This is a genomic window from Nonomuraea sp. NPDC005650, assembly GCF_040605375.1.
GTDB lineage: Bacteria > Actinomycetota > Actinomycetes > Streptosporangiales > Streptosporangiaceae > Nonomuraea.
Map to the genome: position 1 here is coordinate 205,756 of NZ_JBEXCR010000015.1, position 26,572 is coordinate 232,327.

A 26,572-nucleotide genomic window follows, 5' to 3' on the forward strand; every position below is an offset into this window, starting at 1 on the left:
CATTCCGCATGGCAGCAGAACCACTGTTCGGCGCCGGGCTCTGGCACTTCGGGCAGTTCCGCGACCGCTACGCCACGGACGGGTACGGCCCGCCCGTCTCCACGCTGGAGGCGATCGACCGCGCCGGCCAGGTCGGCAGCCTGTCCGTGGTCGACATCAACTACCCGTTCAACCCCGCCGACCTCGACGTGGACCAGCTGGAGGACCGGCTGAAGGCCAACGGGCTGCGGGCGATCGCGCTGACGCCGGAGATCTACACCAGGAAGTTCGCCCGCGGCGGCTTCACCAACCCCGACCCCGCCGTCCGGCGCGACGCCATCGAGCTGGTCAGCGAGTCCGCCGACCTGGCCCGCCGCCTCGGCTGCGACTACGTCAAGCTCTGGCCCGGCCAGGACGGCTGGGACTACCCCTTCCAGGCCGACTACAAGGCGTTGTGGCAGTTGTCCATCGACGCCGTGCGGGAGCTGGCCCAGCGCCACCCCGACCTGCGCTTCGCCATCGAGTACAAGCCGCGCGAGCCGCGTAACCGGATGACCTTCTCCTCGGCCGCCCGCACCCTGCTGGCCATCGAGAAGATGGACGTGCCCAACGTCGGCATCCTGCTGGACTTCGGCCACTCCCTGTACGGCCTGGAGTCCCCGGCCGACGCGGCCCAGCTGATCCTCGAACACGACCGGCTCTACGCCATCGACGTCAACGACAACTTCCGGGGTTGGGACGACGACATGGTCGTCGGCTCCATCCACCTCGTCGAGACCTTCGAGTTCTTCCACACCCTGCGCCAGGCCGGCTGGCAGGGCGTCTGGCAGCTCGACCAGTTCCCCTTCCGCGAGGACTCGGTGGAGGCCGCCCGCGCCGGCATCGAGGTCATGCGGACGATCTGGCGGGCCCTGCGGGTCCTCGACGTGGACGCCCTCGCCGAGGCGCAGGCCCGCCAGGACGCCCTGGCCGCGCAGCGCATCGCACGGAAGGCGCTGCTCAGCGCCCAGGTGGACGGCTGATGGGCGACGTGACGCGCGTCGGGGGAGCCTGGCGCGAGGTGGAGATCACCCTCACCGCCTCGGCCGACCTCCCCGACGCCTACACCGCCGTCGAGGTGTGGGCCGACTTCACCCACGACTCCGGGCTGTCCCTGCGCCGGCCCGCGTTCTACGACGGCGGGCGCACCTGGCGGGTCCGGTTCAGCTCGCCGCTGGCGCACGGCCGCTGGCACTGGAGCACCGACGCCTCCCTCGACGACCGCGGGCTTCGCGGGGCGTCCGGGATCATCGAGGTCGAGGCCGTCGAGCCGCCCGCGCACCGGTTCCGGCGGCACGGCTTCTGGACGATGTCGCCGGGCGGGCGCAGCCTCGTCCACGCCGACGGCACTCCGGCGATCATGGTCGCCGACACCGCCTGGGGCCTGCCCTGGCGGGCCACCGAGGAGCAGGTCCGCGTCTACGCGGCCGACCGGCAGGCCAAGGGCTTCAACGCGGTGCTGCTGATGTCGGTCCAGCCCGACATGCGCGCCGTCGGCCCACGCGACCGCTCCGCCGACGAGGGCTTCGACGTGGCCTTCGAGGACCTGCCCACGGGGCACGTCAACGCCCTCAACCCCGCCTACTTCCAGTACCTGGACCGGCTCCTGGACATCCTCGCGGAGCACGAGATCGTGCCGGTGCTCCAGCCGGTCTTCCAGGGCTTCGGCTGGAAGGGGCTCGACGTGGCCGGCACGGTCGTACCTCCCGAGGAGTACGCCCGCTACTGCCGCTACCTGGTGGCCCGCTACGGCGCCCGCCCCGCGATCTACCTCGTCGGCGCCGACGGCTCCGGCCGCGAGCCGCAGATCGCGGCCGGCGGCGCCGAGGTCCACGCCTGGGACTGCTACGCCCAGCCCACCGGCATCCACTACCGCCCGCACGCCGACAACCGGGCCTGCCAGGACGCCGACTGGCTGGACTTCCAGTGGTGCCAGACCGGCCACGGCGGCGAGCACGTCCCCGAGCGGGTCGCGGTCATGCGGCGCGACACGCCCGTCAAGGCCGTCGCCAACGGCGAGCCCACCTACGAGCAGACCCGCAGCGTCACCAACGCCGCCGGCTGGTGGCAGGGCCACGAGGCGTGGAGCAACCTGTGCGCGGGCGGGGCCATGGGCGTCGTCTACGGTGCCGCGAACATCTGGCAGTGGAAGCTACACGACGACGAGCCCGGACACGCGCCGTACTTCCTGGCGCCGTCCGGCGGCTGGCGCGAATCCCTCGACTTCGAGGGCTCTGCCTATGTCGGGCTGCTCGGCAAGATCCTTGACGGCCTGCCCACGACCGACATGGAGCCGGACTGGGAGACGTTCATCAGCCCGCGCGCCCTGCGGGTGCCCGGCCGCCTGCAGGTGATCTACCAGGAGAACGGCGGCGCGCTGCGCCCGACGCGTGAGGACGGGCTGCCGACCGCCTATCGCGTCGTCGACCCGCGCACGGGCCAGGTCGTCGCGAGCGGCCGGCGCGGCCCCGGCGAAGCCGTCGAGGACGAGCGACACGTGGCCCGCGTGGTCATCTTCTGCGACGAATGACCCATCGGGTGTAGATCCCACTCCGTGCATGGTTGACCATGCGCGGAGTGGGCCGACGTCTTGCTGAAGGGACGCTCAGACGAGCCGGAGACCGGCCGGGGTGAAGATCGACGCTGCGAGGCTCTGGACGAACCGAGCGAGCAGCGCCTCAAGGAGCATCATGGCGGCCTTGGCGAGCAGGGAGGCCAGGAACTCGGACAACTCTCTACCTCATTGCTAGAACTACGCTTCAAGTCATATTTAGGTAGAAAGATGTATATAGGGTGATAATCCGGATGTCCATAGGGTGAACGGAAGATGACTATCCCGAGATGGCCGCCCGCTCGATCATGGCCCCCACCAGGGACGTCGCCGCGGCGCACCCGAGCCCGATGCTCCACGCCAGCGGCCCGACCGGCTGGCAGCCGAAGAGCTGGCTGAGACCGGGCACGGAGACGATCACGCCCAGCGCCAGCAGGGACGACACCGAGGCCACCACCACCGTGCGATCCCCGGTGCCCAGCGACAGCGTCTGCAGCAGCTGCGCCGCCACGAGGCCGATGAGCCCCACCGTATCGGCCCGGCCCCGGGTGCCGGTCATCCGGGCCAGCACCCACGACGCGCCCGCCGCCACGGCCGTGGTGACGGCACGCAGGTAGATGTCCTTGGTCAGCGCGGCGCCCAGCGACGCCTCAGGGCCCTCGGCCAGCAGTTTCTCCGGGCTCGCGGCGCTCGGCGGCCGGATGGCCACCGCCATCGCGGGCAGCATGTCGGTGAGCAGGTTGACCAGCAGGAGCTGGCGGGCGTTGAGCGCGCTGCGCCCGGTGAGCAGGCTGGATCCCAGGGCGAAGACGATCTCCCCGACGTTGCCGCCGAGCAGGATGCCCAGCGCGTCGCGTACGGAGGTCCACATGGCCCGGCCCTCGACGATCGCGTCGATGATCGTCTCGATGCGGTCGTCCACCACGACGATGTCGGCGGCGGCCCTGGTGGCGGGCGCGGCGCGCGAGCCGAGCGCGACGCCCACGTCGGCGAGCCGGATCGCGGGCACGTCGTTGGCGCCGTCGCCGGTCACGGCCACGACCTTGCCGGCCTTGCGCCAGCAGGTGACGATCCGCGCCTTGTGCTCGGGCGTGACCCGGGCGAACACCGCCACCTTCGGCAGCTCGTCGGCCAGCGCGTCGTCGTCCAGCTGATCGAGCTCCGGGCCGGTCATCACGCGCAGGCCGTTCAGGGCGCCGATCTCCGCGGCGATGGCCTCCGCCGTGCTGGGGTGGTCGCCGGTGAGCATGGCGACCCGCACACCGGCCCGCGCCAGCCCGTCCACGCTGCTCTTCGCGGTCGGCCGCACCGGATCCGCCAGACCCAGGAACCCCAGGAAACACAGGTTCTCGATGCGTGACTCGTCGAGGTCGGCGCGGCTGGAGGCGGGGCGCTCGGCGACGGCGAGCACCCGGTAGCCCCGCAGCGCGAGCCGGTCCACCTCCTCCTCCAGCTGCCGCCTCGTCCGGTCGTCCAGCGGCACGCGCTCCCCGTCGACCGCGATGTGCGTGGAACTGGTGAGCACGATCTCGGGAGCGCCCTTGACGCTCAGCAGCTGTCCCTCCTCCGAGCGGCCGAGAACGGCGTGGTAGCCGCGGGCCGGCTCGAAGGGCAGCTCGTCCACGCGGTGCCACTTGCGCAGCCCGTACCTCGGGGTGACGCCGAGCTTCCCGGCGCCCTCCACGATCGCGCGGTCCGTGGGGTGCGGGATGGCCCGCCCGCCCTCGAACCTGGGCCCCGCGCGCAGCGCCGCGCCCACGATGGCCCGCAGCTCCGGCGTGGCCTCCTCCACCGACTGCTCGACCCGGCCGTCCGACACCCGCCGCAGGCTGATGTGACCTTCGGTGAGCGTGCCCGTCTTGTCGAAGCAGAGCACGTCCACGCGGCCGAGCGCCTCGATCGTGGACGGGTTGCGCACCAGCGTGTTGTGGGTCGACAGCCGCTTGGCCGAGGCCAGCTCGGCGGCGGTGGCGACGAAAGGCAGCCCCTCGGGGACCGCGGCCACCATCATGCTGACCGCAGGGGCGAGCGCCTGCGACAGCGGCGAGCCGCGGACCAGCTCGACGGCCATCAGCACCACGCCGGAACCGAGAGCCGCCGGGAGAATCCGGCGGCTCAGCGCGCGCAGGCGCAGCTCCACCCCGCTCGGCGGCGGGCCTTCCTGGGCGAGCCTGGCGGTCCTGCCCGCCTCGGTGGCCTCTCCCGTGGCCACGACCACGGCGAACCCGTGGCCCGCCGCGACGGTCGTGCCCTTGTAGACCATCGAGGTGCGGTCCGCGACGGCGGGCGCCGCGGTCGGGGCGTCCGTCTTGGCGACGAGCTGCGACTCGCCGGTGAGGGTGGACTCGTCGATCTCGAGCCCGGCCGCCTGGAGCAGCCGCCCGTCGGCCGGTACGGCGTCGCCGGCACGCAGCTCGATCACGTCCCCTGGCACCAGATCCTCGGCGAAACCCGCCACGGAGCCCGTGGGACGCAGGATCCGTACCCGGATGGCCGTGGTCTCGGTGAGGCGGTTCAGCGCCCGCGCGACGTTGCGCCGCTGCGCGCCGCCGAGCACTGCGTCCACCACCATCACGCCGCAGATGAGCACGGCGTCCAGCGCGGAGCCGAGCCCGGCCGACACGCCCGCGCCCGCGGCCAGGACCGGGCTCAGCGGGTTGGCCAGCTCGTGCAGGGTCGCGCTGAACAGGGACTCGGGGCCGGCCGCCGCCGGCCCCGCCTGGCCCGTCCTGCGGCGGGCGGCCTCCGCCTCGCTCAGCCCGTCGGGCGAGGCCGCCAGCCGGGCCAGGACGTCGCGGGCCGCCATGGCGTGCCAGGGCGTGTGGTCGGCGAGCAGTGGCGCGGGCCTGTTCCCGGCGCTGCGCCCGGCCCATTCACCGGCCGCGAAGGCGACGAGCGCGGTGCAGTCGCGGGCCAGATTGGCGCGTCCGACGGCCATCGTGGCCGGGCCGAGGAACGCCAGCCCCGTGCCGGCGACCGAGCCGGCGGCCGCCACGAGCACCCCCCGGACACTGGCCTTCCTGGCCGTCGGCAGGCTCTGCAGCAGCAGGTGCACGCCTTCGAGCCCGCCCATCACGTCGGCGTCCCACGGGACCCACCGCGCGCCCTCGAGCACCCCGATGCCCAGGTCGGCCTGGCGCAGCCCGCGCCGGCCCCGCTGCGACACCAGGGCCACGGCGTGCCCCTCCGACTGCAGCGCCCGCACCGACGCGCCCAGCCGCTGCCCGTTCTGGACGACGCGGTTCACGCGCAGCCGCTTGGCGAGCGCGGCCTCCCCGCCGGCCAGGACCACCTCGCAGGCGCCCCTCGACGCCGCGACCAGGGCCTCGGCGAGCGGATGCAGCTCGGGGGCCAGGTGGACCAGGGCGATCGGGGTTCCGCCGCGTTTGACCATGACGGTGGTACGGTCCTCCGCCCCATGGGGCTCGGTGCTCCACCCGTCGAGCTCGCGCGGGGCCGAAGGGTCGGTGAGGTCGATCAGCGAGTAGAGCCGGGTGTAGAGCTCGTCCGAGTCCACGTCGGGGCCGAGCGAGGTCATGTCGTCGATCGTCCAGGCGCCCGTGGTGAGCACGGCGGCGTCGAAGACCACGGTGTCGATGCGGTCCATGCGGACGAGCACGTCGCGGTTGAGCACCATCATCCCGCGCCCGGCGAGCGCGCGGGCGACGGCGCTGGTGAAGGCTTCCCTGCCGAGGTTCGCGGCCTTGGGGACGCCGGCGACCAGCACGGACAGGCCCCGCTCGCGGTCGTTGCTGATCACCGTGGCCAGGCCGAGCCCGGTCAGCGACACCGCGCTGGCGGCGTCGGCGTAGCGCTCCACGGGGCCGCGGGGGAGCCGGCCAGGGCGCGGCGCGGCGGCGGCCCTGGTGTGGCGGTAGGCCCCCTCCACCGCCGCGAACTGCTCCTCGCGCTGTCCCCACGCCTGGAGCCCGGCGCGCGAGTCGATGTACCGGCCGGCCGCGGCGACCGAGTCGATCAGCAGGGACATGGGCCGCATGGCCAGCGTGTTGGCGGCGACCCGGGTCATCGCGATCAACGTGTCCGCGCCGGGCTTGCCGATGCGCTCCTCCAGCTCGCGGCGTACCCGGGGGGTGTGCTCGGCCAGCGAGAGGAGGTTGGGCACGGCCGCGGACAGCCTCGGGACGCGGGCCATCCGGCCGGCCAGGGCGAGCCCGGTGCCGACCAGCTGCAGGCCGAGGCTCACCGCGGCGCGGTCCTGCTGCTCCTCGCCGTCCCGCGCGGGGGCGGGGCGGCCGTCCCCGCCCTCGTCGAGCTCCTCCACGACGGCCACGAGCTTGTCCATGTCGTCCGTCGTGACGTCGCAGGCCACGAAGACGCAGCCGAGCGAGCCGTTCACCTCGGCGCGCGGCACTCCGACCGCCCTGAGGCGCTCCTCCAGTTCCCGGGCGCGCCGCTCAGTGCGCGGGCCGCCGATGTTGCGCAACTCGATACGTGCTCCGCCCGGGCACGGCTGAACGCGGCGGGAGCGCGGGAGGGCGCTCCGCACCGGCTCCGGGAACATGTTCAGGAACGTGCCAGTGTTGAGCAGGCCGAACAACGCCATGTGATCTCCCGTCTACGGCGTTGTCGTCACCTGCTCGGTGCGGTGCTCTTTCGCCTGCTTGTCGAGGTCGAACTCGAGGTGGATTTCCTGGTGGTGGTGCGCGAGGTCGCGGCCGGCTTGCCGGTGGTGCTCCTCGTGGTGCCGGTGGCCTTGGCGGTGGTGCGAGCGCTCGTCGCCGGCTTGGCGGCGGTGCTCCTGGTCGCGCGGGTCGTCGTGGCCGGTTTGGCGGCCGTGCCTCTGGTGGCGCGCGTCGTCGTGGTCGGCTTGGCTGCCGTGCTTCTGGTGGTGCCGGTGGTCGTGGCCCGCGTGGTGCCGGTGGTCGTCGCCGGTTTGGCGGCGGTGGCTCTGGTGGTGGCTCTGGTGGTGCGGGTGGTGGTGGCCGGCTTGGTGGCGGTGGTCCTGGTGGTGCGGGTGGTCGTGCCCGCCCTGGTGGTGCCGCCGGTCGTGGTGGTGCCGCCGGTCGTGGTGGTGCCGCCGGTCGTGGCGGCCCTGCGCCTGCCGGTGGTGGTGGTGCCGGTCGTGGTGGCCCTGCGCCTGCCGGTGGTGGTGGTGCCGGTCGTGGTGCCGGCCGCCGTCCCGCGCCGGGTGGCGGTCGCGGCCCGCCTGCTCGGCGTCGTGGTCTCCTTCGCCGCGGGCTCCTTGGCCGGTGCGGCGGTCGTACGCGTCCGGCCGTACGTGGTCCGCTGCTGCTGTCCCCGCTGAGCGATGATCGTCCCGGCGCCGATGGCGGCCGCGACGGGCCATTCGAGCACCCCGATCGCGGCGAGCGCGCCGAGTGCCCCGTAATAGGCCATGCGCTCGGGCGCGGGAAGGAACGTGCGGGCGACGTCGACGTAGTGGCCGAGCTCCTGCCTGCTGACACGCGGCATCGGGAGGTTCGGCATCGGGATGCTGGGCATCTGGACCCGCGGCATCTGTATTCGTGGCATCGCGATGTGCGGCATCTCTATGTGCGGGAGCCGGACCTCGGGCTGCCGGACCTGGATGCGGAGCATCGGCAGGTCCAGGGTGAACCGCCTGGCGCCATTCCCGTCGGGCCCGGCGGTCGTGCGCCTTCGCGGCTGGGTGACGGCCATGATCCCTCCTACGGACGCGGATTCCTTGCGGTATCCCTATCCACGGCTCGGGTCCTCTATTCCGGACTTGAGAGATTTGGGGATTTTTGCTGTCCTTTATTAGTTCCTAGGGCAAAGCCCAGGTCAGGACGAGGGCGATCGTGTCCCAACCGCTAACTGGAGTGCTTCAGGAGAGCGCGGAGCACGTCCTTGGCGTGCGTCCACAGCACCGCGCCCCCGATCCCGGGCACGAGGTGCCGGACGGCTCCGGGGACGCGGGCGGTCAGGCTCGCTCCCTGGTCGGGCGAGTGGCCGGTGTCCTCCTGGCCGTACCACAGGTCGACCGGGACGGTGATCGACGCGAGGTCGACGTCCCAGCGGCCCATGGCCAGCGCCGTGTCCCGCGCGTACCCCTCCGGGCCCGGCGCGAAGGCTTCGTCCAGCGCCCGCCGGTAGGCGGCGGCGAACGTGGGCTCCCGATAGACGGCCAGGTCGCAGGCGCGGGTGACGCTACGGGCGGCGCACGCCAGGGCGAACGGGGCTCCCTGCGAGTTCCCGACCATCACCGGGCGGTCCAGCCCGCGCCGGGCGGCGAACGCCCGGACGTCGTCGGCGAAGCCGGCGAAGGTGCGTCCGGGCGATGGCGTGGAGACGCCGAGCCCGGGGCGGTCCAGCGAGATCAGCCGGACGCCGAGGCCGTCGACCACACCCGCGCCGAACCCGAGGCTCCGGCCGGTGGCCGCGCCCGGCGAGAGCAGCACCGGGGTGCCGTCCGGCGGCCCCCACTCGGCCCAGCCGAGGAGCCGCCCGTCGGGCAGCGGCTCCGCGCCGACGCGGACCGGAGGGCGGATCTCAGCCCTTTTCATGATCTCCAGTGTGTCGTCCGGAACACGGACGCGTCATTCCGATACCAGGCGGGCGGGGAAGCCGCCGGTCGCGATGGGGCCCCAGCGGTCTATGTGGATGCGGATCAGCGACTTGTCCTGGCGGTGCATGGCGGCGCGGTACTCGTCCCAGTCGGGGTGCTCGCCGGCGATGCACCGGTAGTACTCGACCAGGGCGTCGAGGGCGTCGGGCATGTCCAGCACCTCCGCGTGCCCGTCGACCTGGACGTAGGGGCCGTTCCAGTCGTCGGACAGCACGCAGATGGACACCCGCTCGTCCGCGCGGGCGTTACGGGCCTTGACCCGGTCGGGATAGGTGGACACCACGATCCGGCCGTCCTGGTCGACCCCGCAGCTGACGGGGGAGAGCTGCGGCCGGCCGTCCTTACGGGTGGTCGAGAGCAGCCCGTGGTGCCTGGGCCGGAGGAATTCGAGCAGCTCGGGCAGGTCGACGCGGCGTGCGGTGGCGATGTTCGGAGCCATCTCTGTGCCTTTCGGTCATACGAAATCCCTTCGATCCTTTCATCCGAAGCGGGGCCTGCCGGGCCGGAGACGTTCGGGAGCGTGATATCCCGCCCGGGCGGGGCATCAGGGGGGCGTCTGGGAAATCGGGAGGAGTCGAGCATGTGCGGCATCTGCGGCTGGGTTGACTTCGAGCGGGACCTGCAGGACGACCGGGCCACCGCGCAGGCCATGACGGACACGATGGCCTGCCGCGGCCCTGACGACGAAGGGCTCTGGGCGGCGCCGCACGCCCTCATCGGCCACCGGAGGCTGGCGATCATCGACCTCCCCGGTGGCCGGCAGCCGATGGTCGCCGAGGAGGAGGGGCGGGCGCCGGCCGTCCTCACGTACAGCGGAGAGGTGTACAACTACCGCGAGCTGCGCTCGGAGCTGGCCGCCCGCGGGCACCGGTTCCGCACCCAGAGCGACACCGAGGTGGTCCTGCGCGCCTACGTCGAGTGGGGCGCGGACCTGGCCACCCGGCTGAACGGCATGTACGCCTTCGCCGTCTGGGACGCCGAGAGCGAGGAGCTGCTGCTGGTCCGCGACCGCATGGGGATCAAGCCGCTGTACTACTACCCGACCGCCCACGGCGTGCTGTTCGGCTCGGAGCCCAAGGCGATCCTCGCCAACCCGCTCGCCCAGCGGGTGCTCGACGCCGACGGGCTCCGCGAGCTGGTGGCGTACGTCAAGACGCCGGAGCACGGGATCTTCAAATGCATGTACGAGGTGCGCCCCGGCCAGCTCGTACGGGTGACCCGCGACGGGATCAGCAAGCACCGCTACTGGCAACTGGAGTCCCACGAGCACCAGGACGACGTCGACTCCACGGTCAAGACGGTGCGCGACCTGCTGGAGGACATCGTCCACCGCCAGCTCATCAGCGATGTCCCGCTGTGCGCGCTGCTGTCGGGCGGCCTCGACTCCAGCACGATCACCGCGCTCGCCGCCAGGGGCCTGGCGGAGCAGGGTCTGGGGCCGGTCCGCTCGTTCGCCGTGGACTTCGTCGGCTACACCGAGAACTTCAGGCCCGACCCCATGCATTCGACGCCCGACGCGCCGTACGTGCACGAGCTGGCCGGGCACGTACAAGCCGAGCACACCGACATCGTGCTCGACTCGCGGGAGCTGATGAGCCCGGCCGTGCGGGCCGCCGTGCTGCGCGCCCGCGACCTGCCGATCGGCATCGGGGACATGGACAGCTCGCTCTACCTGCTGTTCAAGGCGATCAGGGGGCACTCCACGGTGGCGCTGTCCGGGGAGTCGGCCGACGAGGTCTTCGGCGGCTACCGGTGGTTCCACGACCCGGCGGCGATCGCGGCCGACACCTTCCCCTGGTTCGTCGACGGGCTCGCCGACCGCCTGGGGGTGGAGGAGCTGCTCAAGGAGGACCTGGCGCGCACGCTCGACGTCGCGGGTTACCAGGACATGAGATACCGCCAGGCGCTGGCCGAGGTGCCCGAGCTGCCCGGCGAGACGGGGCACGAGCGGCGCATGCGCGAGGTCAGCTACCTGCACCTCACCCGGTTCGTGCAGATCCTGCTCGACCGCAAGGACCGGATGAGCATGGCCGTCGGGCTGGAGGTCCGGGTGCCGTTCTGCGATCACCGGCTGGTGGAGTACGTCTTCAACGCCCCCTGGGCGATGAAGACCTTCGACGGGCGGGAGAAGAGCCTGCTGCGCGCCGCCGCCGCCGACCTGCTGCCCGAACCCGTGCTCCAGCGCGTCAAGAGCCCCTATCCGGCCACCCAGGACCCGGCCTACGAACAGGCCCTGCGCGACGAGGCCCGCGCCCTGGTCGAGCGCGACACGCCCTGCGCCCAGCTGATCGACATGGACAAGGCACGCGCGCTCGTCGAGCGCCCCGTGGGCGACACCAGCTCCCTCGCCGGCCGCGCCTCGCTGGAGCGGCTGCTGCAGCTCGACGCGTGGCTCAGGGAGTACCGGGTCCACCTCGCGCTCTGATCGGACGATGTGCGGCACGCCGTTCGACGCCCGAGTGAGGGTGAGGAGCCGCTCGGGACGGGGACGGCGCTACCGGCTCCTCAGGAGCCCGGCGTGGGCGTGGGGGTCGGGGTCACGGTCTCCGAGACCGACGGCGTCGGCTCGGGGGTCGGCGTCTCAGTAGGTGTCTCGGTGGGAGTTTCCGTGGGCGTTTCCGTCGGTGTCTCGGTAGGTGTCGTGGTCGGCGTCGGGCACGGGGTCGGCGTCTGCCACGCGGGCGGGCCCTGCCACAACTGCCAGGCCTGCTTCCAGCCCTTGTGCGACCAGATCCGCTTGACGGGCCGCGACAGGTCGTAGACGGAGTTGGCCGTGGCCGCCTGGTCGTCACCGAGCGCGGTGACCGACACCCAGTCGTCCTGCTTGACCGCGCTGTTGCCGCGGCGTCCGGCGATCGTGCGCGTGTCGTCGTCGATCGCGTACGTGCGCTCGAAGCCGTCCTGGCTCCGCACGGTGATCGAGTCCTCCGCGACGGCGGTCGCCTGCCCGGTCTGGGCGAACAGGGTCACGGTGCCGCAGCCGTCCTTCGTCGGCACCGCGAACTCGCCGTGCATGGTTCCGACGAATCCCCACGGGTCGATCGGCGCTATTTCGGGACGGGGTGAGGTGGGCGTTTCGGTCGGGGTATCCGTCGGCGTGTCGGTAGGTGTTTCGGTCGGTGTCGTGGTCGGTGTCTCAGTCGGTGTTTCCGTGGGCGTCTCGCTGATCGTCGGCGTGGGGGTCGGCGTGCCCGTGGGCGTCGTTCCCGACGCCGCCGAGGCGGTTCCGATCCCGCCCGTCGTCGCCAGCACGACGGCGGCGGCGACGATCAGCGGTCGGGGGACGCGCCTGCGCGGCCCGCCCGGCTCGAATGACAGTTCCTCGTGTGGTTGGTCAGTAGGTGGCACCTTGTCCTCCACATCGGGTTTGTCCGATTACAACCCCCACGGACTAAGCCACGTGTAAGTCGCAGACAGCAGATATCGGTCACCCCTTTAGCGACTCAGGTGTGAAATGCGAGGATTGGAGTCGTTTGTCCCCTAAGCGATTGGCGGGAGCATGGCAGACGAACACGGCAGGAAAGCGCTGGTGGTGCGGGGCGGCTGGGAAGGGCATGCCCCGGTCGAGGCCACCGAGCTCTTCGTGCCCTTCCTCGAGAAGAACGGGTTCGAGGTGCATCGGGCGGAATCTCCGGCGCCGTACGCGGACTCCGCCTTCATGTCCGGCGTCGACCTCATCGTGCAGTGCTACACGATGGGCACGATCGAGCGGGAGGAGCTGATCGGGCTGGAGACCGCGATCCGCGCGGGCACCGGGATGGCCGGCTGGCACGGCGGCATCGCCGACTCCTTCCGCAACTCCTCCGACTACCTGCATCTCATCGGCGGGCAGTTCGCCTGCCACCCGGGCAAGGACCCGGCGGAGCGGGAAGGCACGCAGGCCGACAACTTCGTGCCGTACACGGTCAACCTGCTGCCCGAGGCGGCCACCCACCCCATCACCGAGGGCATCGCGGACTTCGACCTCGTCACCGAGCAGTACTGGGTCCTGACCGACGACTACGTCGACGTGCTGGCGACCACGACGCAGAAGGTCCGCCCGTGGGACCCCTGGCATCGGGAGGTCACCTCGCCCGCGATCTGGACCCGCCGGTGGGGCAGCGGGAAGATCTTCGTCGCCACCCCAGGGCACAGCCTCGACGTCCTGCACCACGACAGCGTGCGCACCATCATCGAAAGGGGAATGTTGTGGGCCAGCCGGTGAACGTCGGTGTCGTGGGGTGCGGGGCGATCTCGGCCCAGTATTTCCAGACCATCGACCGGTTGCCGCAGCTGCGGCTGGTGGCCGTGGCCGACCTGGACCTCGACCGGGCACGGGAGGCGGTGAGCCCCTATGCGGGCGTCGACGTGCTGAGCGTGGCGGAGCTGCTGGCGGACCCGCGCGTGGACGTCGTGCTCAACCTCACCATTCCCGCCGCCCACGCCGAGGTCGCGCTGCAGGCCATCGCGGCGGGCAAGGACGTCTACTGCGAGAAGCCCCTCGCCGCGACGGCCGCGGACGCCGCGCGCGTGCTCGGGGCCGCCGCCGACGCCCAGGTACGAGTGGGGTGCGCGCCCGACACGGTCCTGGGAACGGGTACGCAGACCGCGCGCAAGGCCATCGACGACGGCCTGATCGGCAGGCCGATAGCGGCGACCGCGACGATGACGACCCCCGGCCACGAGCGCTGGCACCCGAACCCCGACTTCTACTACGTCCCCGGCGGCGGGCCGCTCCTGGACATGGGGCCGTACTACATCACCAGCCTGGTGACGCTGCTCGGCCCGGTGGCGAGCGTGATCGGCGCGGCCAGCCGCACGCGGGCCAAGCGCACGATCGGCTCGGGTCCCCGCCAGGGCGAGGAGATCCCGGTCACGGTCGACACCCACGTCACCGGGGTGCTCGTGCACGCCTCGGGAGCGCTGTCCACGCTGGTGATGAGCTTCGACGGGACGGCGACCAAGGCGCCCAACATCGAGGTGCACGGCGAGGCGGGCTCACTCGTCGTACCCGACCCCAACCGCTTCGACGGGCAGGTCCAGATCTCGACGGGGAAGGACGGCTGGCGCGACCTTCCCGAGTCGGCCGGCTACGCCGAGGCCGGGCGCGGCGTGGGGCTGGCGGACTTCGCGGCCACCCCGGCGGGCGAGGAGCCCCGCGCGGGCGGCTCGCTGGCCTTCCACGTGCTCGACGTCATGGAGTCGCTGCTGGCCGCGGCGCGTTCGGGCACGTCGGTGGCCATCACGAGCACCTGCGAACGGCCCCTGCCCGTGGCCCTGCGGCCGAGTGATCAGCCGGACTGAGCACCGGGGCGTGTCGTAACAAGCGGTGCGTGATCGGCCACTTACAGTCGGAACATGGACACCGTGGATCTCGCGCGCTGGCAGTTCGGGATCACCACGGTCTACCACTTCCTGTTCGTGCCGCTCACGATCGGGCTGTCGGTGCTGGTGGCGATCCTGAACACGGCCTGGGTACGCACCGGCAACCCGGCCCACCTCCGCGCCACCAAGTTCTGGGGCACGCTCTTCCTGATCAACTTCGCCATGGGCGTGGTGACGGGGATCGTGCAGGAGTTCCAGTTCGGCATGAACTGGAGCTCCTACTCCAGGTTCGTCGGTGACGTCTTCGGCGCCCCGCTCGCGCTGGAGGCGCTGCTGGCGTTCTTCCTGGAGTCGACGTTCCTGGGGCTGTGGATGTTCGGCTGGGGCCGGCTGCCCAAGCTGGTGCATCTCGCCTGTATCTGGGTGGTGGCGATCGGCAGCTCGATCTCCGCCTACTTCATCCTGGCCGCCAACTCGTTCATGCAGTGGCCGGTGGGCTTCGTCGTCAACCGGCGGGCTGAGCTGACCGACTTCGGGGCCGTGCTGACCAACAAGGTCCTGCTGGCCACCTTCCCGCACACCATCCTGGGCTCCTGGCTGGCCGGCGGGGTGATCCTCATGGCCGTCTCCGCCTGGCACCTGGCCAGGAAGCGGGACCTCGACGTCTTCCGCCCGTCCCTGCGGCTCGGCGCGGTCGCGGTGCTGGTGGGCGCCGCCGGCACCCTCGTCTCCGGCGACCTCCTCGGCAAGATCATGACGCAGACGCAGCCGATGAAGATGGCCGCCGCCGAGGCGCTCTACGAGACCCGGCAGCCTGCGCCGTTCTCCGTGTTCACCATCGGGACGCTCGACGGGACGAAGCCGCTGTTCGCGCTGGAGATCCCGGGGCTGCTGTCACAGCTGGCCACCGGCTCGTTCGACGGCAAGGTGCAGGGGGTCAACAACCTGCAGGCGGAGTACCAGCGCAGGTTCGGCCCGGGGGACTATCGTCCCTACATCCCGCTCGCCTACTGGTCCTTCCGGTTGATGATCGGCTTCGGCATGCTCGCGGGGCTGGTGGCGCTCGTCCTGCTCTGGCTGACCCGCGGCGGGCGCGTACGCGGCAAGGGCTGGATCTGGCGGCTCGCCGTGTGGTCCGTCGTGCTGCCCTTCCTCGCGCACAGCTTCGGGTGGATCTTCACCGAGACGGCCAGGCAGCCGTGGATCGTCTTCAGCCAGATGAAGACCGTTCACGGCGTCTCGCCCAGCGTCGGCGCGGGCACCGTGCTCACCTCGCTGATCGTCTTCACCCTCCTGTACGGCGCGCTGGCCGTGGTGGAGGCCGGCCTCATGATCAAGTACGGCAAGGCGGCCCCGCCGTCCGCCGACAGCACCGAGCCAGGCGAGCCGTCGCCCGCCTACTAGCAGGGAGGTCGCGCGATGGAGCTCGTCGACGTCTGGTTCGTGGCGATCACCGTGCTCTGGCTGGGCTATTTCGTCCTGGAGGGGTTTGACTTCGGCGTCGGCATGCTGCTGCCCGTCATCGCCGGGAACGACGCCGAACGCCGGGCGTTGATCGCGACGATCGGCCCTGTCTGGGACGGCAACGAGGTGTGGCTGATCACCGCGGGAGCGGCCACGTTCGCCGCCTTCCCCGAGTGGTACGCCTCGCTCTTCAGCGCGTTCTACCTGCCGCTCCTGGTGATCCTGGTGGCGCTGATCGTGCGCGGGGTGGCCTTCGAGTACCGCGGCAAGCGCGACTCCCTGACCTGGCGGCGGCGCTGGGACGCGGGCATCGTGGTGGGCTCGTTCGTGCCCGCGCTGCTGTGGGGGGTGGCCTTCGCGAACATCGTGCGGGGCATCCGGCTCGACTCCCGCCACGAGTACGTGGGCACGCTGCCGGACCTGCTCAACCCGTACGCGCTGCTCGGCGGGCTGACGACGCTGACGCTGTTCGCCACGCACGGCGCCGTGTTCCTGGCGCTGAAGAGCGCCGGGGAGCTCAGCCGGCGCGCGGTCGCGGTGGCGGTGCGGACGGGCGTCGTCGCGGCGGTGCTGGCGGTGGTCTTCCTGGCCTGGACGCAGCTCCGGGGCGGGAGCACCGCCACGGTCGTCCTGTCGGCCCTCGCCGTCCTCGCCTTCGTCTCCGCGCTGGTCGTCGTGGGCCGGGGCCGCCAGGGCTGGGCGTTCCTCCTGTCGGCGGTCGCCATCGGCCTGACCGTGATCAGCCTGTTCGCGCTCCTCTATCCCGATGTCCTGCCGTCGACGATCGACCCGGCCTACAGCCTGACCGTCGTCAACGCGGCCGCGACCCCGAAGACGCTCGGCCTCATGACCTGGGTCGCGGTGATCTTCCTGCCGCTGGTGCTGCTCTACCAGGGCTGGACGTACTGGGTCTTCCGCCACCGGATCAGCGTCGGCTGACGTACATCACCTGGGGGGCGTCCCACTCCACGAAGCCGCCGACCAGGCTCATGCCGATCGCCTCCAGCAGCCGCCGCGAGCGGCTGTTGGCCTCCTGGGTGACCGCGACGACGGACGGGTCGGGGGAGGGCACGTGGTCGAAGGCCCAGCCGACCGCGGCCGCCACGGCCTCGCGGGCGTATCCCCGCCCCCAGTGCTCCGGCAGGAAGGAATAGGACACCTCCCGGCGGCCCTCGAACCTGGAGGCCGGATCGATCGCCACGGTGCCCAGCACGGTCGCCTCGCCCTGCGCGACCACGGCGAAAACGCCGGGGAGGCCCGCGAAGTGCCGCTGGTAAGTGGCCAGCCGCTCCTCGGCGACCGGGCCGCCGAGGAAGCGCCGCACGTCGGGGTCGGCCCACAGCCGGGTGAATGCGGACACGTCGTCGGGCTCGGCGAGACGCAGGAGCAGCCTGGGCGTGCTGATGACCGGTGACTCCGGGGCGGGCGACGGCATGAGGCCGATCATCGCACGGCCGCCGCCGGCCCCGGCATCGCCCGCTGCGGCAGCGGGTGCACGGGGTCGGCGAGGGTCACCCGGAGCCCTGGGCGCGGTCACATCATGGGTGCTTCCGGGGGTCGCGTGACCTTCGAGCCCAGCCAGGACACGAATCTGGGCGGCGCCGAGATCGCCTGGCTGACGGCGTAGTACAGCCGCGGCGGCAGGTGCGGGAGCAGCGCCGAATGCCGCTGGCCGAGCAGCTCGAACATCTGCCGCGGCGGCAGGTCGATGTAGCGCTCCAGGTTCTCGTACCACTGGGCGCTGAGGCGGGCCGACTTCTGGGTGGTCACGATCGCGACTTTGCGGTCGCGGTCGTAGCGGGCCAGGGCGGCCGCGAGCTCCTTCTCCTCGTACAGCGCGTTGACCAGGCCCGCGGCGTCGCCGAGCGCGAGGGCGGTGCCCGCGCCGACGGAGTAGTGCGTGGTGTGCGCGGCGTCCCCCATCAGGGCGACGTTGCCGCGGTGCCACGTCCGGTTGGTCAGGGTGCGGAAGTTCAGCCAGTGTGAGCTGCCGTCGGCGTGGGCCCGGCCGATCAGCGGGTGCCCGCCCAGGATCTCGGAGAAGAGCTTCTCCAGGAGGGCCAGGCTGTCGGCCTCGTCGGCCTCGTGGAGCCCGAGCCCCCGCCAGGTCGCGGGGGCGCACTCGACGACGCAGGTGCTGTGGGTCTCGCCGAATCCGTAGCCGTAGCACCAGATCCAGCCGTGCGGGGTCTGCGAGAAGGCGAAGGTGAAGGACTTGAAGATCTGGGTGGTGCCGAGCCAGGTGTAGTAGTTGTCGCCGACCGCGAACTCGGGGCCGTAGTGGTCGGCGTGGCGCTGGCGCAGCACGCTGTTGACGCCGTCGCCGGCGACGATGAGATCGGCGTCGGACAGCTCGTCCTCGCTCGCGATCTCGTGCTCGAACTCGATGCGTACGCCGAGCGCGCGGGCCCGTTCGACGAGGATGTCGAGCAGCAGGTGCCGGCCGATGCCGAAGCCCTCCTCCCCGTGGTCCACCGTCACCGTCGCGCGGTTGTGGACGTAGGCGACCCAGCTTTCCCAGCGCACCGAGTTCGCGCGGATGGCGCGCGCGGACTCGGGGTCGGCGGCGTGGAGGTAGCCGAGCAGCTCGTCCCAGTACGTCACGCCCCAGCCGTACGTCGATCCGGCCGGGTTCCGCTCGTAGACGGTGAGGTCGTGGGACGGGTCCACCCGCTTCATCAGGATGGAGAAGTACAGGCTGGCGGGTCCGCCGCCGACGCAGGCGACCTTCACAAGAGCCCCCGAATGACACAAGGTAATCGTTATGTTGCATAGAGTAACAGATGTGATGTGAACGGCAGGTCAGGGGCCCTTGTCCCGCCGGTCACCGGACGGCGCCCGCAGCGGACGGGTCAGCGCAGGATCAGCTCGTACTCGAGCTGCTCGACCGGGTTGCCGTCGCCGAAGTCGTGGCCGCGGACCGCGCCGGACTCCGTGAAGCCGCTCTTGGTGTAGAAGCGGCGGGACTGCGGCGTGTCACGCAGCGTCCACAGATGGACCCGCCCGAAGCCCTCCTCGCGGATCCGCTCCAGGGACGCGGTCATCAGGGCACCCGCGATGCCGGTGCCCCAGCCGTCCGGGTGGCCGTAGAAGCCGAACAGCTCCGCCGACCCCTGGTGCTCCGGCGAGGAGCCGAAGTAGGAGAAGGCCAGCGGCCGCCCGTCCAGCGCGGCGAGCATGAGGGTGTCCTTGCCCTCTGCGAGCACGCCGTGCCACTTGCCACGCCGATGGCTCACCGCCCCGTCGAAGAACTCCGGGGAGAAGAAACCGGCGTAGGCGGCCTTCCAGGACTCCGCGTGGATCTCGCCCACCGCGTCCCCGTCGTCGGGAGAGGCATGGAAAACCGTGAAGATTCCAGTCATGGGAAGAAACGGTAGGTCATGACCGGATGGCGGCGGCTCAGGGGGCGATGAGCCGCTCGCCGCGGGCGATCCTGCGGATGGCGTCGATTACCGACACGATTCCCTGCTATTCGGACAACCGGCCGGTGTCCGCTTGCCCGGATTCCCGCCGCCGGGCTGAACTGGCACTGGTCAGCCAGCGCGCCACACCCCCCCGCCACGACCTTGAGGAGTCCGGCAATGACTGTTCACGAGCCACGGACCGGCAGGGCGCGCCTGGCCGGGCGATTCATCTGGCACTACATCGAGATGGTCGTCGCGATGAGCCTGGGGATGCTGCTGCTCGGCCTGGTGTGGGACGCGGTCCTGCCGGGGAGCACCCGGTTCGACGTCAGCACGCTGATCATGGCCGCCGACATGACCGTCGGCATGGCCGTCTGGATGCGGGTGCGCCGCCATGGCTGGGCCGCCGTCGGCGAGATGAGCCTGGCGATGTTCGCGCCGTTCCTGGTGCTGCTCGTCCCGTACTGGCTCGGCATGTTGCCCGGGCACCTGGTGATGTCGATCGGGCACCCGCTCATGTTCGTCCTCATGGCCGTGGCCATGCTGCGGCGGCGCGAGGAGTACCTGCACCACCACCATCGCCTGAACCTCCCGTGGAAGTGGGTCAGGCGGGCGGCCGTCGTGCTGGCCGTGCTGCTGATCCCCGCCGGGGTCTCCGCGGTGAACACCGTCGGCAAGTTCGGCGACCAGTACCGGGCGCGCCCGGACGCCGTGTCGGTCCGGCCGGTGGCCAAGGCCCACGATCCGGCCAAGCCCACGGTCGCCTTCCTGGTCGGCGGCAAGGGCGCCAACGCGGCCGACCTGCTGGGGCCGTACGAGGTGCTGGCGGGCACCGGCCGGGTGAACACCTACGTCGTGTCGGCCGGACCCCGGCTGGTGCCCCTGACCGGGGGCCTGGACATCGTTCCGGACCTGACGTTCGACGAGCTGACGCGGCTGATGGCCGACCGGCACGACACCCTCGACGCCGTGGTGGTCCCGGCCCTGCAGCCGCCCGACCCGGCCGAGTCCGGCTCGATCGGCGCCTGGCTGCGGCAGCAGTCGGCGGCCGGCGCGCTGACCGTCAGCGTCTGCGTGGGGGCGCGCACGCTCGCCGCGAGCGGGCTGCTGGACGGCAGGCCCGCGACCTCCCACTGGTTGCGGCTGTCCGGGCTGCGCAAGGACTTCGGCGACGTCAGGTGGACGAACGGCACGCGGTACGTCGACGACGGGAACGTGATCACCGCCGCCGGCGTGCTGTCCGGAATCGACGGCGCCCTCCGGATCATCGAGCGGCTGTTCGACCCGGCCACCGCGCGCGAGGCGGCACAGCGGGTCCACTGGCGCCACTACCTGCCCGGCGCCTCCGCGCAGATCCCCAAGTCCGCCCTGGAGCCGTCGGACGTGGTCGTCGCGCTCAACGCCTCCTACCAGACCGGGCCGTCGACCATCGGCATCCAGCTCACCGAGGGTGTGGGGGAGCTGGAGCTCGCCTCCGCGTTCGTCTCCTACACCGAGTACTCCATGGTCGGGCGCACCGTCGCGGTCGGCGACGGCGCGGTCCGCTCCAAGCACGGCCTGACGTTCGTCCCGCGCTCGACGGTGGCGGCGGCCGGCCTCGACCGCCTCCTCGTGCCCGGGGTGGACGCCGCCCGGCGCCGGGTGGCGTCCACCGCGGGGCTGCGGCCCGAGTACCTGCACGTCAACCCGGAGTTCGCGTTCGACCCGGTGCTGCGCGACATCGCCCACACTTATGACGTGCAGACCGCCCGGTTCGCCGCCAAGACGCTGGAGTACCCGGTGCTCGACGTCAAGCTGACCGGCGACGCCTGGCCGTGGTCCGCCACCCTCGTCCCGGTGCTGCTCGGCCTGCTGGGCGGCGCCGCCGCCGCGGGGATCGGCCTGGCGGCCCGCCGACTCCGCCCCGGCCGCCGTCGCTCGGAAGCCCAGGAAGCTCCGGCCGCTCCGGCTTCCGCCGGGCAACCTGCCATGATGGCTCCGACCGCACCCGAGCACTGACCTTCGTCCGCCCTGGCCGCCTCCGGCCCTCGCCCGGCGGCGGCCGGGGTGACGCGCTCAAGGGCATGATCAGCGCCGCCCTGGCAACCTAGGAAACATGATCTCCAAGCACGCGCAGTTGCCGCCGGACGTCGCGGCCTTCTACGCCACCCACAGCGCCTTCTCGGCACCGGGCGCCCACGCCGCGCTCTACGCGGGTCTGCCGGCCGATCCGGCCCGGCTCGCCCGCGTCGCCCGTGACCTGATGATCCATCGATGGGAGGGCGGCGACTTCGGCTACGACCTCCCGCGCGAGCGGCTCCACAACGACGCCGAGACCCGCTACGTCGACGACATCCTGGCCATCGTCGCCGAACGCGACGACGCCCCGTTGACGCGGCCCCGCGCCCTCGACGACCGCTTCGTCGGCACGTGCCGCGACTTCGCGCTGCTGCTCTGCTCCTTCCTGCGCCACCAGGGGGTCCCCGCCCGGGTCCGGTACGGGTACGCCGACTATTTCGGCCGGGACGGCTTCCACTACGACCACATGATCACCGAGTACTGGGACGAGCGGCGCGGCTGGCTCCTCGCCGACGCCCAGCTCACCGATCCGGTCATCGCCGGCCCGCTGGAGCTGGACTTCGACCCCGTCGACATCCCCCGCGACCGCTTCCTGGTCGCCGGCACGGCCTGGCGGCTGGTCCGTACGGGTGCCGCGGATCCGGGCACGTTCGGGCTCAAGCTGCCCGACGGGATCGCCTCCGGGGAGAACTTCGTGGCCGGAAACCTGCTCTTCGACCTCGCCACCCTGAACAAGGCGGAGCCGCTCGTGTGGGACGTCTGGGGCGCGATAGCCGACATCGACCACGGGATCACCGAGGCCGGCCGCGAGCTCTACGACCGCGTCGCGAAGGTGACGGCCGGGGTGGGGGACTTCGAGGCGGCCCGGACGATGTACCTGCGGGACGCCCGGCTGCGGATGCCGCGAACGGTGCTATCACTGGCCCCGTACAACGGCCCTCGCGAAGTGACCCTCCGCCAACCGTGACGCTCGCCGCCAGGTCACCGGCGAGACGCCCCTGGAAACGGGGTCGGTGGCGGCGGGCGCGTTCGGCGGAAGCGGAGGTCAGGTCGTGACGATGGCGACCGACACGCGCGAGGTATGCGCCGACTTCGAGGTCGAACTGCGCGAGTTCAACGGCGAGCACGACCACGTCCACCTGCTGGTCCACTACCCGCCCAAGGTCGCCCTGTCCAGACTCGTCAACTCGCTGAAGGGGGTCTCGGCTCGGATGCTTCGGAAGGAATACAGCGCACACGTCCGCAAATACCTCTGGGGCGGACGTTTCTGGTCTGGTTCCTACTTCGCCGGGTCGGTCGGCGGGGCACCGCTCACCGTGCTCAAGCACTACATCGAGCAGCAGAAACGACCTGTGTGAGTGAAGCCGCCGACAAATCCGAAAGGTCAGGGCATGCTCGCGCCCTAGCGGGCACTCCCACGTGGGCCTTCACCCCCGGCGTGAACGCCGGAGCACTGGCCCACATTCTGGTAGACCCGGCTGTCGCTGCAGGTCCGGTTCGCCGGGGACGGGTATTCGTGCCAGATCCCCGCCTGCGCGGGGAGCGCGGGGGAGATGACGACCGCGAGCGCCGCACCCGCCAGGACCGCGACCAGGGCTCTGATCATTCTTCGCACGGGCATGCTTCCTTCGAAAATATCGGTTCAGGCCGAAATAGGATCAGGGGCGGGGAACGGCGAGCCGGAACAACCGCTCGTTGATCTTGTAATAGAGGTTGCCGAAGTCGTCGGCGGTCAGCCCCTCCATCCCCGGGACCGTCAGCAGCACGGTCAGGGCCTTCGTCGACCTGTCGATCGCGAAGATCTGGTCGCCGGCCGTGCCGTACACCCGCAGGGGATCCTGGGGCACGGTCAGCAGCACCCCGTCACGCCAGGCCAGGCTGGGCTTGGCCGGGTAGTCGGGGTCGGCGAACAGCCGCTTGACGGCGATCGCGTCGGGCCGCGCCGGATCGAGGGTGAACAGCGAGCCGCCCGCCAGCCCCCAGAGCTCGCCGTCCACCGCCGTCAGGGCCGTGACGGCCTTCGGCGCCGTCAGCGGGAGCGGGTGCGGGCGCACGGCGCCGGTGGCGGGGTCGTAGGAGAACAGCGTGGCCGAGGCCCCCGGCGCGTAGACGGGGTCGACGCCCAGCGCGCCGCGCGTGGAGGTGCCGCCGAACAGCTTGCCGCCCGCGTAGGCCAGCGAGACGACGGACTGGTCGGGCACCACGCACAGGGTCCGCCCGGCCGTGCCCGGCTTCCAGACGGTGAGGGCGCCGCTGCGCTTGCCGTATTTCGGCACCGTGCCCATGTAGACGGTGCCGTCCGGCCCGCCGGCCAGCGCGTACGGCCGGTCCTGCGGCGGCGGGCCCGCACCGGGCTCGCAGTCGTCGGCCTTGTCGCCCGCCTCGCCGCCGGTGTACCTGAGCGTGGGCGGCCATGGGGCCCCGGGCTCGTAGCTGTAGAGCCGGGCCGAGGGGTAGACGCCGATGTAGAGCAGGCCGTCGTGGGCCAGCAGGCTGTCGGTCTGGTTGAGCCCGTTGAGGGTCGGCCGGTCCGGCCGGCTGTCGTCGGCGTCGCTCCGCAGCGGGTCGTGGACGCCGGTGCCGCCGGTCAGGTAGCCGCCGGTGTAGACGCGGCCGTCGGGTCCCGTGCCGAGCGCGTTGATCGCGGCGGGCAGGACGGGGGTGCCGGTCACGAGGGTGCTGCTCCAGCCGCCGCCGGCGGGCTCGTACCTGAAGATCCTGGTGCCGTCCGTGGCCGCGCCCAGGCCGACCAGTGTGCTGCCGGACCAGGTGTAGCCGGTGACGTCGAGTCCGGGCCGGACGGAGGTCGCCCGCACGGTCCTGGTGTCGATGTCGTAGGAGTGCAGCAGGCCGTCCTTGACGAACCAGATCGCGCCGTCGCGGGCGGGGGAGTGCTGCAGGTCCACGTCGGTGATCGCGGCGTCGGTGGCGGCCGCGTACGAGCCGTCGGCGTTGCGCGTGACGCGCAGGACGAGCAGAGTACGGTCGATCCAGGCGAACAGCCGGTCGCCCGTCCAGGTGAGCCCGCCCACCATGGAGTTGTGGGCGTAGGCCGCGGGAAGCAGGCTGTCCACCCGCCCCGTGACGTTGTCGTACCTGACCAGGGCGGCGTTCGTGCCGGTGCCGAGGTAGGTGGCGTTGGCGGCCGGGTCGTGGGCGAGGCTGCGCACGTATTGGGCGCCGGCCACGATGGGCACGGTGCCGATCGTGGTGAAGGCGCCGTTGTCGTACTTGAAGTAGCGGCCGTCGTTGTAGGTGCCGCCGTACACCTTCCCGCCCGCGCCCGGCTCCAGGTCCCAGATGAAGGAGTAGCCGCCCTCCGCCCGGCCCAGGTCGGTGACCGTGGACTGGCCGGGGACGTGCCGGTAGAGCTTGGAGTTGGGATAGGTGCCGAGGTAGACGCTGCCGTCGGTGGAGGTGGCCGCCGCCCAGCCGCCGACGGTGGGCGTGGCCGCGCTGTCGGGGATGGTGATCTTCTTGGTCACCTTCCCGGTGGTCAGGTCGATCACGGCCAGCTGCGGGTTGACGTCCGCGGTGCCGGTGTAGACGGCGTACGCGCTGCCGCCCGAGAAGGTGGTGGCGTTGGGCACGCTGCTGTCGATCTGCACGCCCAGATCGGTCACGTCCCTGGTGATCAGCACCTCGTCCCAGTAGGTGGTGGCCACGTCGGCCACGCCCGAGTAGATGAGGGCCGAGACGGTGGCCGTGCCGGCGGGTGCGACGCCCGAGGCCGAGACGCGGTTCCAGCGCCTGCCCGTCGCCGGGGCGCTCGCGCCGCCGGTCAGCAGGTTGCCGGAGGCGTCCCGGAAGCGTAGGTACAGGTACGCGGTGCCGGTTTCCGCCCAGACCTGGGCGTACAGGGTGTAGCGCGTGCCCGCCGTGGCGGGCAGGCCCGGCATGCTCTCCCTGCCGTAGGCGGCGCCCGGGTCGGCGTCGGTGACGCGCGCCGTGGTGCGCCCCTCCCAGGACACGGCCTCGACGCCGCCCTGGCTGTGCGAGCCGCTCCACCCGGCCAGCCCGTCGTCGAAACTCTCGTTGGCGAACCGCAGGTCGGCCGCGGTCGCCGCGGTGGACGGCACGGTGAGCAGCGCCGCCAGGAACGCGGTCGCCACCGCCCCGCGAAGTGCCCGCCTACGCGTGAACCAGGGCCGTGTTAAGGGGCCCTCCAGAGGAATCCGCACGTGCCACCTCCGGGGGGTCGTGTTCGTTTGCGCTCGATTCCGGTCCCGACCGTAACCATATGAGCGGGGTCCGTCAATGGCGTCCGGGCATCCCCCGTGAGAGCTACCTGAATCGTCCGCTCACTGGTGATTCGCCGGGCATCGCCGCGCTCGTAGCGTCTTCCCCAGGTCGCCGATCGCGCGACCGACGTCAACGGAGGTCACCATGAGCACACCAGCCACACTCCCCGGCGACGGCCGGATGCGCAGGATCGCCCGATTCCCCCTCACCTGGATGGTGATCGGGCTGCTCGGCATCGGCGTGGTGTCGGCGCTGACCGGGGCAGGATCGCCGGTGCTCGCCCTGGTGGGCGCGGCCGCCGCGGTGGTCGTCTACCGGCTGGTCATGCGCTTCGTCGCGGGGCGGAGCGCGCCGGAGATCGCCCGGGCCCGGGCCGGGAGGGAGGCGCTGTCCGGAGCCGGGATCGGCCTGGGGTTCGTGCTCGGCTCCGCGCTCCTGATCGCGCTGTTCGGCGGCTATTCGTTCACCTGGTCGTCCGGGGCCGGGCTGTCGGTCGTCCTGGCGGTGGCCGCGACGGCGGTCGGCGCGGCGGTCACCGAGGAGCTGATGTTCCGCGGCCTGGCGTTGCAGGCCCTGGAGCGGCTCTGGGGCAGCCGGGCGGCCCTGGCGATCACCGCGCTGCTGTTCGGCGGCATGCACCTGGCCAACCCGGGGGCCACCGTGTGGAGCTCGCTGGCGATCGCGATCGAGGCGGGCGTCCTGCTCGGCGCCGCCTATCTCTGGCGGCGCAGCATCTGGTTCGTCGCCGGGCTCCACTTCGCCTGGAACGCCGCCGAGGGGCTGCTGGGCATCCCGGTCTCCGGCCACGTGTCTCCCGGGCTGCTGACCGCCGAGGTCTCGGGGCCGGCGCTGCTGACCGGGGGCGAGTTCGGGCTGGAGGCCTCGATCGTGCCCGTCACCGTGAGCCTGCTGATCGCCGTCCCGATGCTCGTCCGCGCGCACCGGAGCGGCGGATTGCTCCCGGCGCGCGGTGGGGATCGTTAA

21 protein-coding genes and 1 pseudogene are annotated in these 26,572 nt (G+C 71.8%); 11 read left to right on the top strand and 11 right to left on the bottom strand.

Going from position 1 to position 26,572, the window contains the following annotated elements; translation table 11 throughout:
* Positions 1–8 precede the first annotated feature (8 nt).
* Together ABZS69_RS26485 and ABZS69_RS26490 are read left to right on the top strand one after the other, a co-directional pair.
* Positions 9–1,001: a sugar phosphate isomerase/epimerase family protein gene (locus tag ABZS69_RS26485; protein WP_355377200.1), complete on the top strand. Its 993-nt coding sequence runs from the start codon at positions 9–11 to the stop codon at positions 999–1,001.
* On the top strand, positions 1,001–2,548 hold the full coding sequence (locus tag ABZS69_RS26490; protein ID WP_355377202.1) for a DUF4038 domain-containing protein: 1,548 nt from the start codon (positions 1,001–1,003) through the stop codon (positions 2,546–2,548). Before ABZS69_RS26485 ends, ABZS69_RS26490 begins: the two co-directional genes overlap by 1 nt.
* A 75-nt stretch (positions 2,549–2,623) precedes the next feature.
* Here the strand turns inward: ABZS69_RS26490 and ABZS69_RS26495 are convergent, their stop codons facing one another.
* From ABZS69_RS26495 to ABZS69_RS26515, 5 genes are all read right to left on the bottom strand, one after another.
* Positions 2,624–2,749, bottom strand: coding sequence for a hypothetical protein (locus ABZS69_RS26495; RefSeq protein ID WP_355377204.1), 126 nt, complete (start codon positions 2,747–2,749; stop codon positions 2,624–2,626).
* Positions 2,750–2,849: 100 nt separating this feature from the next.
* Positions 2,850–7,133, bottom strand: coding sequence for an HAD-IC family P-type ATPase (locus tag ABZS69_RS26500; RefSeq protein WP_355377206.1), 4,284 nt, complete (start codon positions 7,131–7,133; stop codon positions 2,850–2,852).
* Between the two features lie 26 nt (positions 7,134–7,159).
* Positions 7,160–8,209 (bottom strand): hypothetical protein, encoded by a 1,050-nt coding sequence (locus tag ABZS69_RS26505; protein WP_355377208.1) that lies wholly within the window; start codon positions 8,207–8,209, stop codon positions 7,160–7,162.
* 152 nt (positions 8,210–8,361) lie between these two features.
* Complete coding sequence (locus ABZS69_RS26510; RefSeq protein ID WP_355377209.1) at positions 8,362–9,054, bottom strand: alpha/beta fold hydrolase; 693 nt, start codon at positions 9,052–9,054, stop codon at positions 8,362–8,364.
* A 33-nt stretch (positions 9,055–9,087) separates the two neighbouring features.
* Positions 9,088–9,555 carry a PPOX class F420-dependent oxidoreductase gene (locus tag ABZS69_RS26515; protein ID WP_355377211.1) on the bottom strand — a complete coding sequence of 156 codons (468 nt, stop codon included), beginning with the start codon at positions 9,553–9,555 and terminating at the stop codon, positions 9,088–9,090.
* Between the two features lie 141 nt (positions 9,556–9,696).
* Here ABZS69_RS26515 and asnB point away from each other — a divergent pair, with 141 nt between their 5' ends.
* The gene (gene asnB, locus ABZS69_RS26520) at positions 9,697–11,541 is read left to right on the top strand and encodes an asparagine synthase (glutamine-hydrolyzing) (protein ID WP_355377212.1); all 1,845 of its coding nucleotides are present in this window, start codon (positions 9,697–9,699) and stop codon (positions 11,539–11,541) included.
* An 80-nt stretch (positions 11,542–11,621) separates the two neighbouring features.
* Here asnB and ABZS69_RS26525 read toward each other — a convergent pair whose 3' ends face one another.
* Positions 11,622–12,464 (bottom strand): hypothetical protein, encoded by an 843-nt coding sequence (locus ABZS69_RS26525; protein WP_355377213.1) that lies wholly within the window; start codon positions 12,462–12,464, stop codon positions 11,622–11,624.
* Positions 12,465–12,615: 151 nt separating this feature from the next.
* Here ABZS69_RS26525 and ABZS69_RS26530 point away from each other — a divergent pair, with 151 nt between their 5' ends.
* The 4 genes from ABZS69_RS26530 to cydB are packed head-to-tail and all read left to right on the top strand — an operon-like array spanning position 12,616 to position 16,823.
* On the top strand, positions 12,616–13,320 hold the full coding sequence (locus tag ABZS69_RS26530) for a ThuA domain-containing protein (protein WP_355377214.1): 705 nt from the start codon (positions 12,616–12,618) through the stop codon (positions 13,318–13,320).
* On the top strand, positions 13,305–14,399 hold the full coding sequence (locus tag ABZS69_RS26535) for a Gfo/Idh/MocA family oxidoreductase (protein ID WP_355377216.1): 1,095 nt from the start codon (positions 13,305–13,307) through the stop codon (positions 14,397–14,399). Before ABZS69_RS26530 ends, ABZS69_RS26535 begins: the two co-directional genes overlap by 16 nt.
* Positions 14,400–14,453: 54 nt before the next feature.
* Positions 14,454–15,824, top strand: coding sequence for a cytochrome ubiquinol oxidase subunit I (locus ABZS69_RS26540; RefSeq protein ID WP_355377217.1), 1,371 nt, complete (start codon positions 14,454–14,456; stop codon positions 15,822–15,824).
* Positions 15,825–15,839: 15 nt separating this feature from the next.
* Positions 15,840–16,823 carry a cytochrome d ubiquinol oxidase subunit II gene (gene cydB, locus ABZS69_RS26545; RefSeq protein WP_355377219.1) on the top strand — a complete coding sequence of 328 codons (984 nt, stop codon included), beginning with the start codon at positions 15,840–15,842 and terminating at the stop codon, positions 16,821–16,823.
* Here cydB and ABZS69_RS26550 read toward each other — a convergent pair.
* From ABZS69_RS26550 to ABZS69_RS26560, 3 genes are all read right to left on the bottom strand, one after another.
* The gene (locus tag ABZS69_RS26550; protein ID WP_355377221.1) at positions 16,810–17,319 is read right to left on the bottom strand and encodes a GNAT family N-acetyltransferase; all 510 of its coding nucleotides are present in this window, start codon (positions 17,317–17,319) and stop codon (positions 16,810–16,812) included. The two genes, cydB and ABZS69_RS26550, sit on opposite strands and share 14 nt — an antisense overlap.
* A gap of 98 nt (positions 17,320–17,417) precedes the next feature.
* On the bottom strand, positions 17,418–18,617 hold the full coding sequence (locus tag ABZS69_RS26555; protein ID WP_355377223.1) for an FAD-dependent monooxygenase: 1,200 nt from the start codon (positions 18,615–18,617) through the stop codon (positions 17,418–17,420).
* A 119-nt stretch (positions 18,618–18,736) separates the two neighbouring features.
* Positions 18,737–19,246, bottom strand: coding sequence for a GNAT family N-acetyltransferase (locus tag ABZS69_RS26560; RefSeq protein WP_355377225.1), 510 nt, complete (start codon positions 19,244–19,246; stop codon positions 18,737–18,739).
* Between the two features lie 219 nt (positions 19,247–19,465).
* Here ABZS69_RS26560 and ABZS69_RS26565 point away from each other — a divergent pair, with 219 nt between their 5' ends.
* From ABZS69_RS26565 to tnpA, 3 genes and pseudogenes are all read left to right on the top strand, one after another.
* On the top strand, positions 19,466–21,286 hold the full coding sequence (locus ABZS69_RS26565) for a DJ-1/PfpI family protein (RefSeq protein ID WP_355377226.1): 1,821 nt from the start codon (positions 19,466–19,468) through the stop codon (positions 21,284–21,286).
* A 97-nt stretch (positions 21,287–21,383) separates the two neighbouring features.
* The gene (locus tag ABZS69_RS26570) at positions 21,384–22,313 is read left to right on the top strand and encodes a transglutaminase-like domain-containing protein (protein WP_355377228.1); all 930 of its coding nucleotides are present in this window, start codon (positions 21,384–21,386) and stop codon (positions 22,311–22,313) included.
* Between the two features lie 109 nt (positions 22,314–22,422).
* Positions 22,423–22,704 (top strand): annotated as a pseudogene (tnpA, locus tag ABZS69_RS26575) (IS200/IS605 family transposase); the annotation flags it as partial.
* A 44-nt stretch (positions 22,705–22,748) separates the two neighbouring features.
* Here tnpA and ABZS69_RS26580 read toward each other — a convergent pair.
* Complete coding sequence (locus tag ABZS69_RS26580) at positions 22,749–22,967, bottom strand: hypothetical protein (protein ID WP_355377230.1); 219 nt, start codon at positions 22,965–22,967, stop codon at positions 22,749–22,751.
* A gap of 37 nt (positions 22,968–23,004) precedes the next feature.
* Positions 23,005–25,458 (bottom strand): hypothetical protein, encoded by a 2,454-nt coding sequence (locus ABZS69_RS26585; RefSeq protein WP_355377232.1) that lies wholly within the window; start codon positions 25,456–25,458, stop codon positions 23,005–23,007.
* Positions 25,459–25,732: 274 nt separating this feature from the next.
* Here ABZS69_RS26585 and ABZS69_RS26590 point away from each other — a divergent pair, with 274 nt between their 5' ends.
* The gene (locus ABZS69_RS26590; protein ID WP_355377234.1) at positions 25,733–26,572 is read left to right on the top strand and encodes a CPBP family intramembrane glutamic endopeptidase; all 840 of its coding nucleotides are present in this window, start codon (positions 25,733–25,735) and stop codon (positions 26,570–26,572) included.

Coding starts and splice junctions, on each gene's coding strand:
- ABZS69_RS26505 (WP_355377208.1), bottom strand. CDS start 8,209: ATGGCCGTCACCCAGCCGCGAAGGCGCACGACCGCCGGGCCCGACGGG.
- cydB (WP_355377219.1), top strand. CDS start 15,840: ATGGAGCTCGTCGACGTCTGGTTCGTGGCGATCACCGTGCTCTGGCTG.
- ABZS69_RS26485 (WP_355377200.1), top strand. CDS start 9: ATGGCAGCAGAACCACTGTTCGGCGCCGGGCTCTGGCACTTCGGGCAG.
- ABZS69_RS26560 (WP_355377225.1), bottom strand. CDS start 19,246: ATGACTGGAATCTTCACGGTTTTCCATGCCTCTCCCGACGACGGGGAC.
- asnB (WP_355377212.1), top strand. CDS start 9,697: ATGTGCGGCATCTGCGGCTGGGTTGACTTCGAGCGGGACCTGCAGGAC.
- ABZS69_RS26510 (WP_355377209.1), bottom strand. CDS start 9,054: ATGAAAAGGGCTGAGATCCGCCCTCCGGTCCGCGTCGGCGCGGAGCCG.
- ABZS69_RS26530 (WP_355377214.1), top strand. CDS start 12,616: ATGGCAGACGAACACGGCAGGAAAGCGCTGGTGGTGCGGGGCGGCTGG.
- ABZS69_RS26565 (WP_355377226.1), top strand. CDS start 19,466: ATGACTGTTCACGAGCCACGGACCGGCAGGGCGCGCCTGGCCGGGCGA.
- ABZS69_RS26500 (WP_355377206.1), bottom strand. CDS start 7,133: ATGGCGTTGTTCGGCCTGCTCAACACTGGCACGTTCCTGAACATGTTC.
- ABZS69_RS26550 (WP_355377221.1), bottom strand. CDS start 17,319: ATGCCGTCGCCCGCCCCGGAGTCACCGGTCATCAGCACGCCCAGGCTG.
- ABZS69_RS26570 (WP_355377228.1), top strand. CDS start 21,384: ATGATCTCCAAGCACGCGCAGTTGCCGCCGGACGTCGCGGCCTTCTAC.
- ABZS69_RS26590 (WP_355377234.1), top strand. CDS start 25,733: ATGAGCACACCAGCCACACTCCCCGGCGACGGCCGGATGCGCAGGATC.
- ABZS69_RS26490 (WP_355377202.1), top strand. CDS start 1,001: ATGGGCGACGTGACGCGCGTCGGGGGAGCCTGGCGCGAGGTGGAGATC.
- ABZS69_RS26515 (WP_355377211.1), bottom strand. CDS start 9,555: ATGGCTCCGAACATCGCCACCGCACGCCGCGTCGACCTGCCCGAGCTG.
- ABZS69_RS26540 (WP_355377217.1), top strand. CDS start 14,454: ATGGACACCGTGGATCTCGCGCGCTGGCAGTTCGGGATCACCACGGTC.
- ABZS69_RS26580 (WP_355377230.1), bottom strand. CDS start 22,967: ATGCCCGTGCGAAGAATGATCAGAGCCCTGGTCGCGGTCCTGGCGGGT.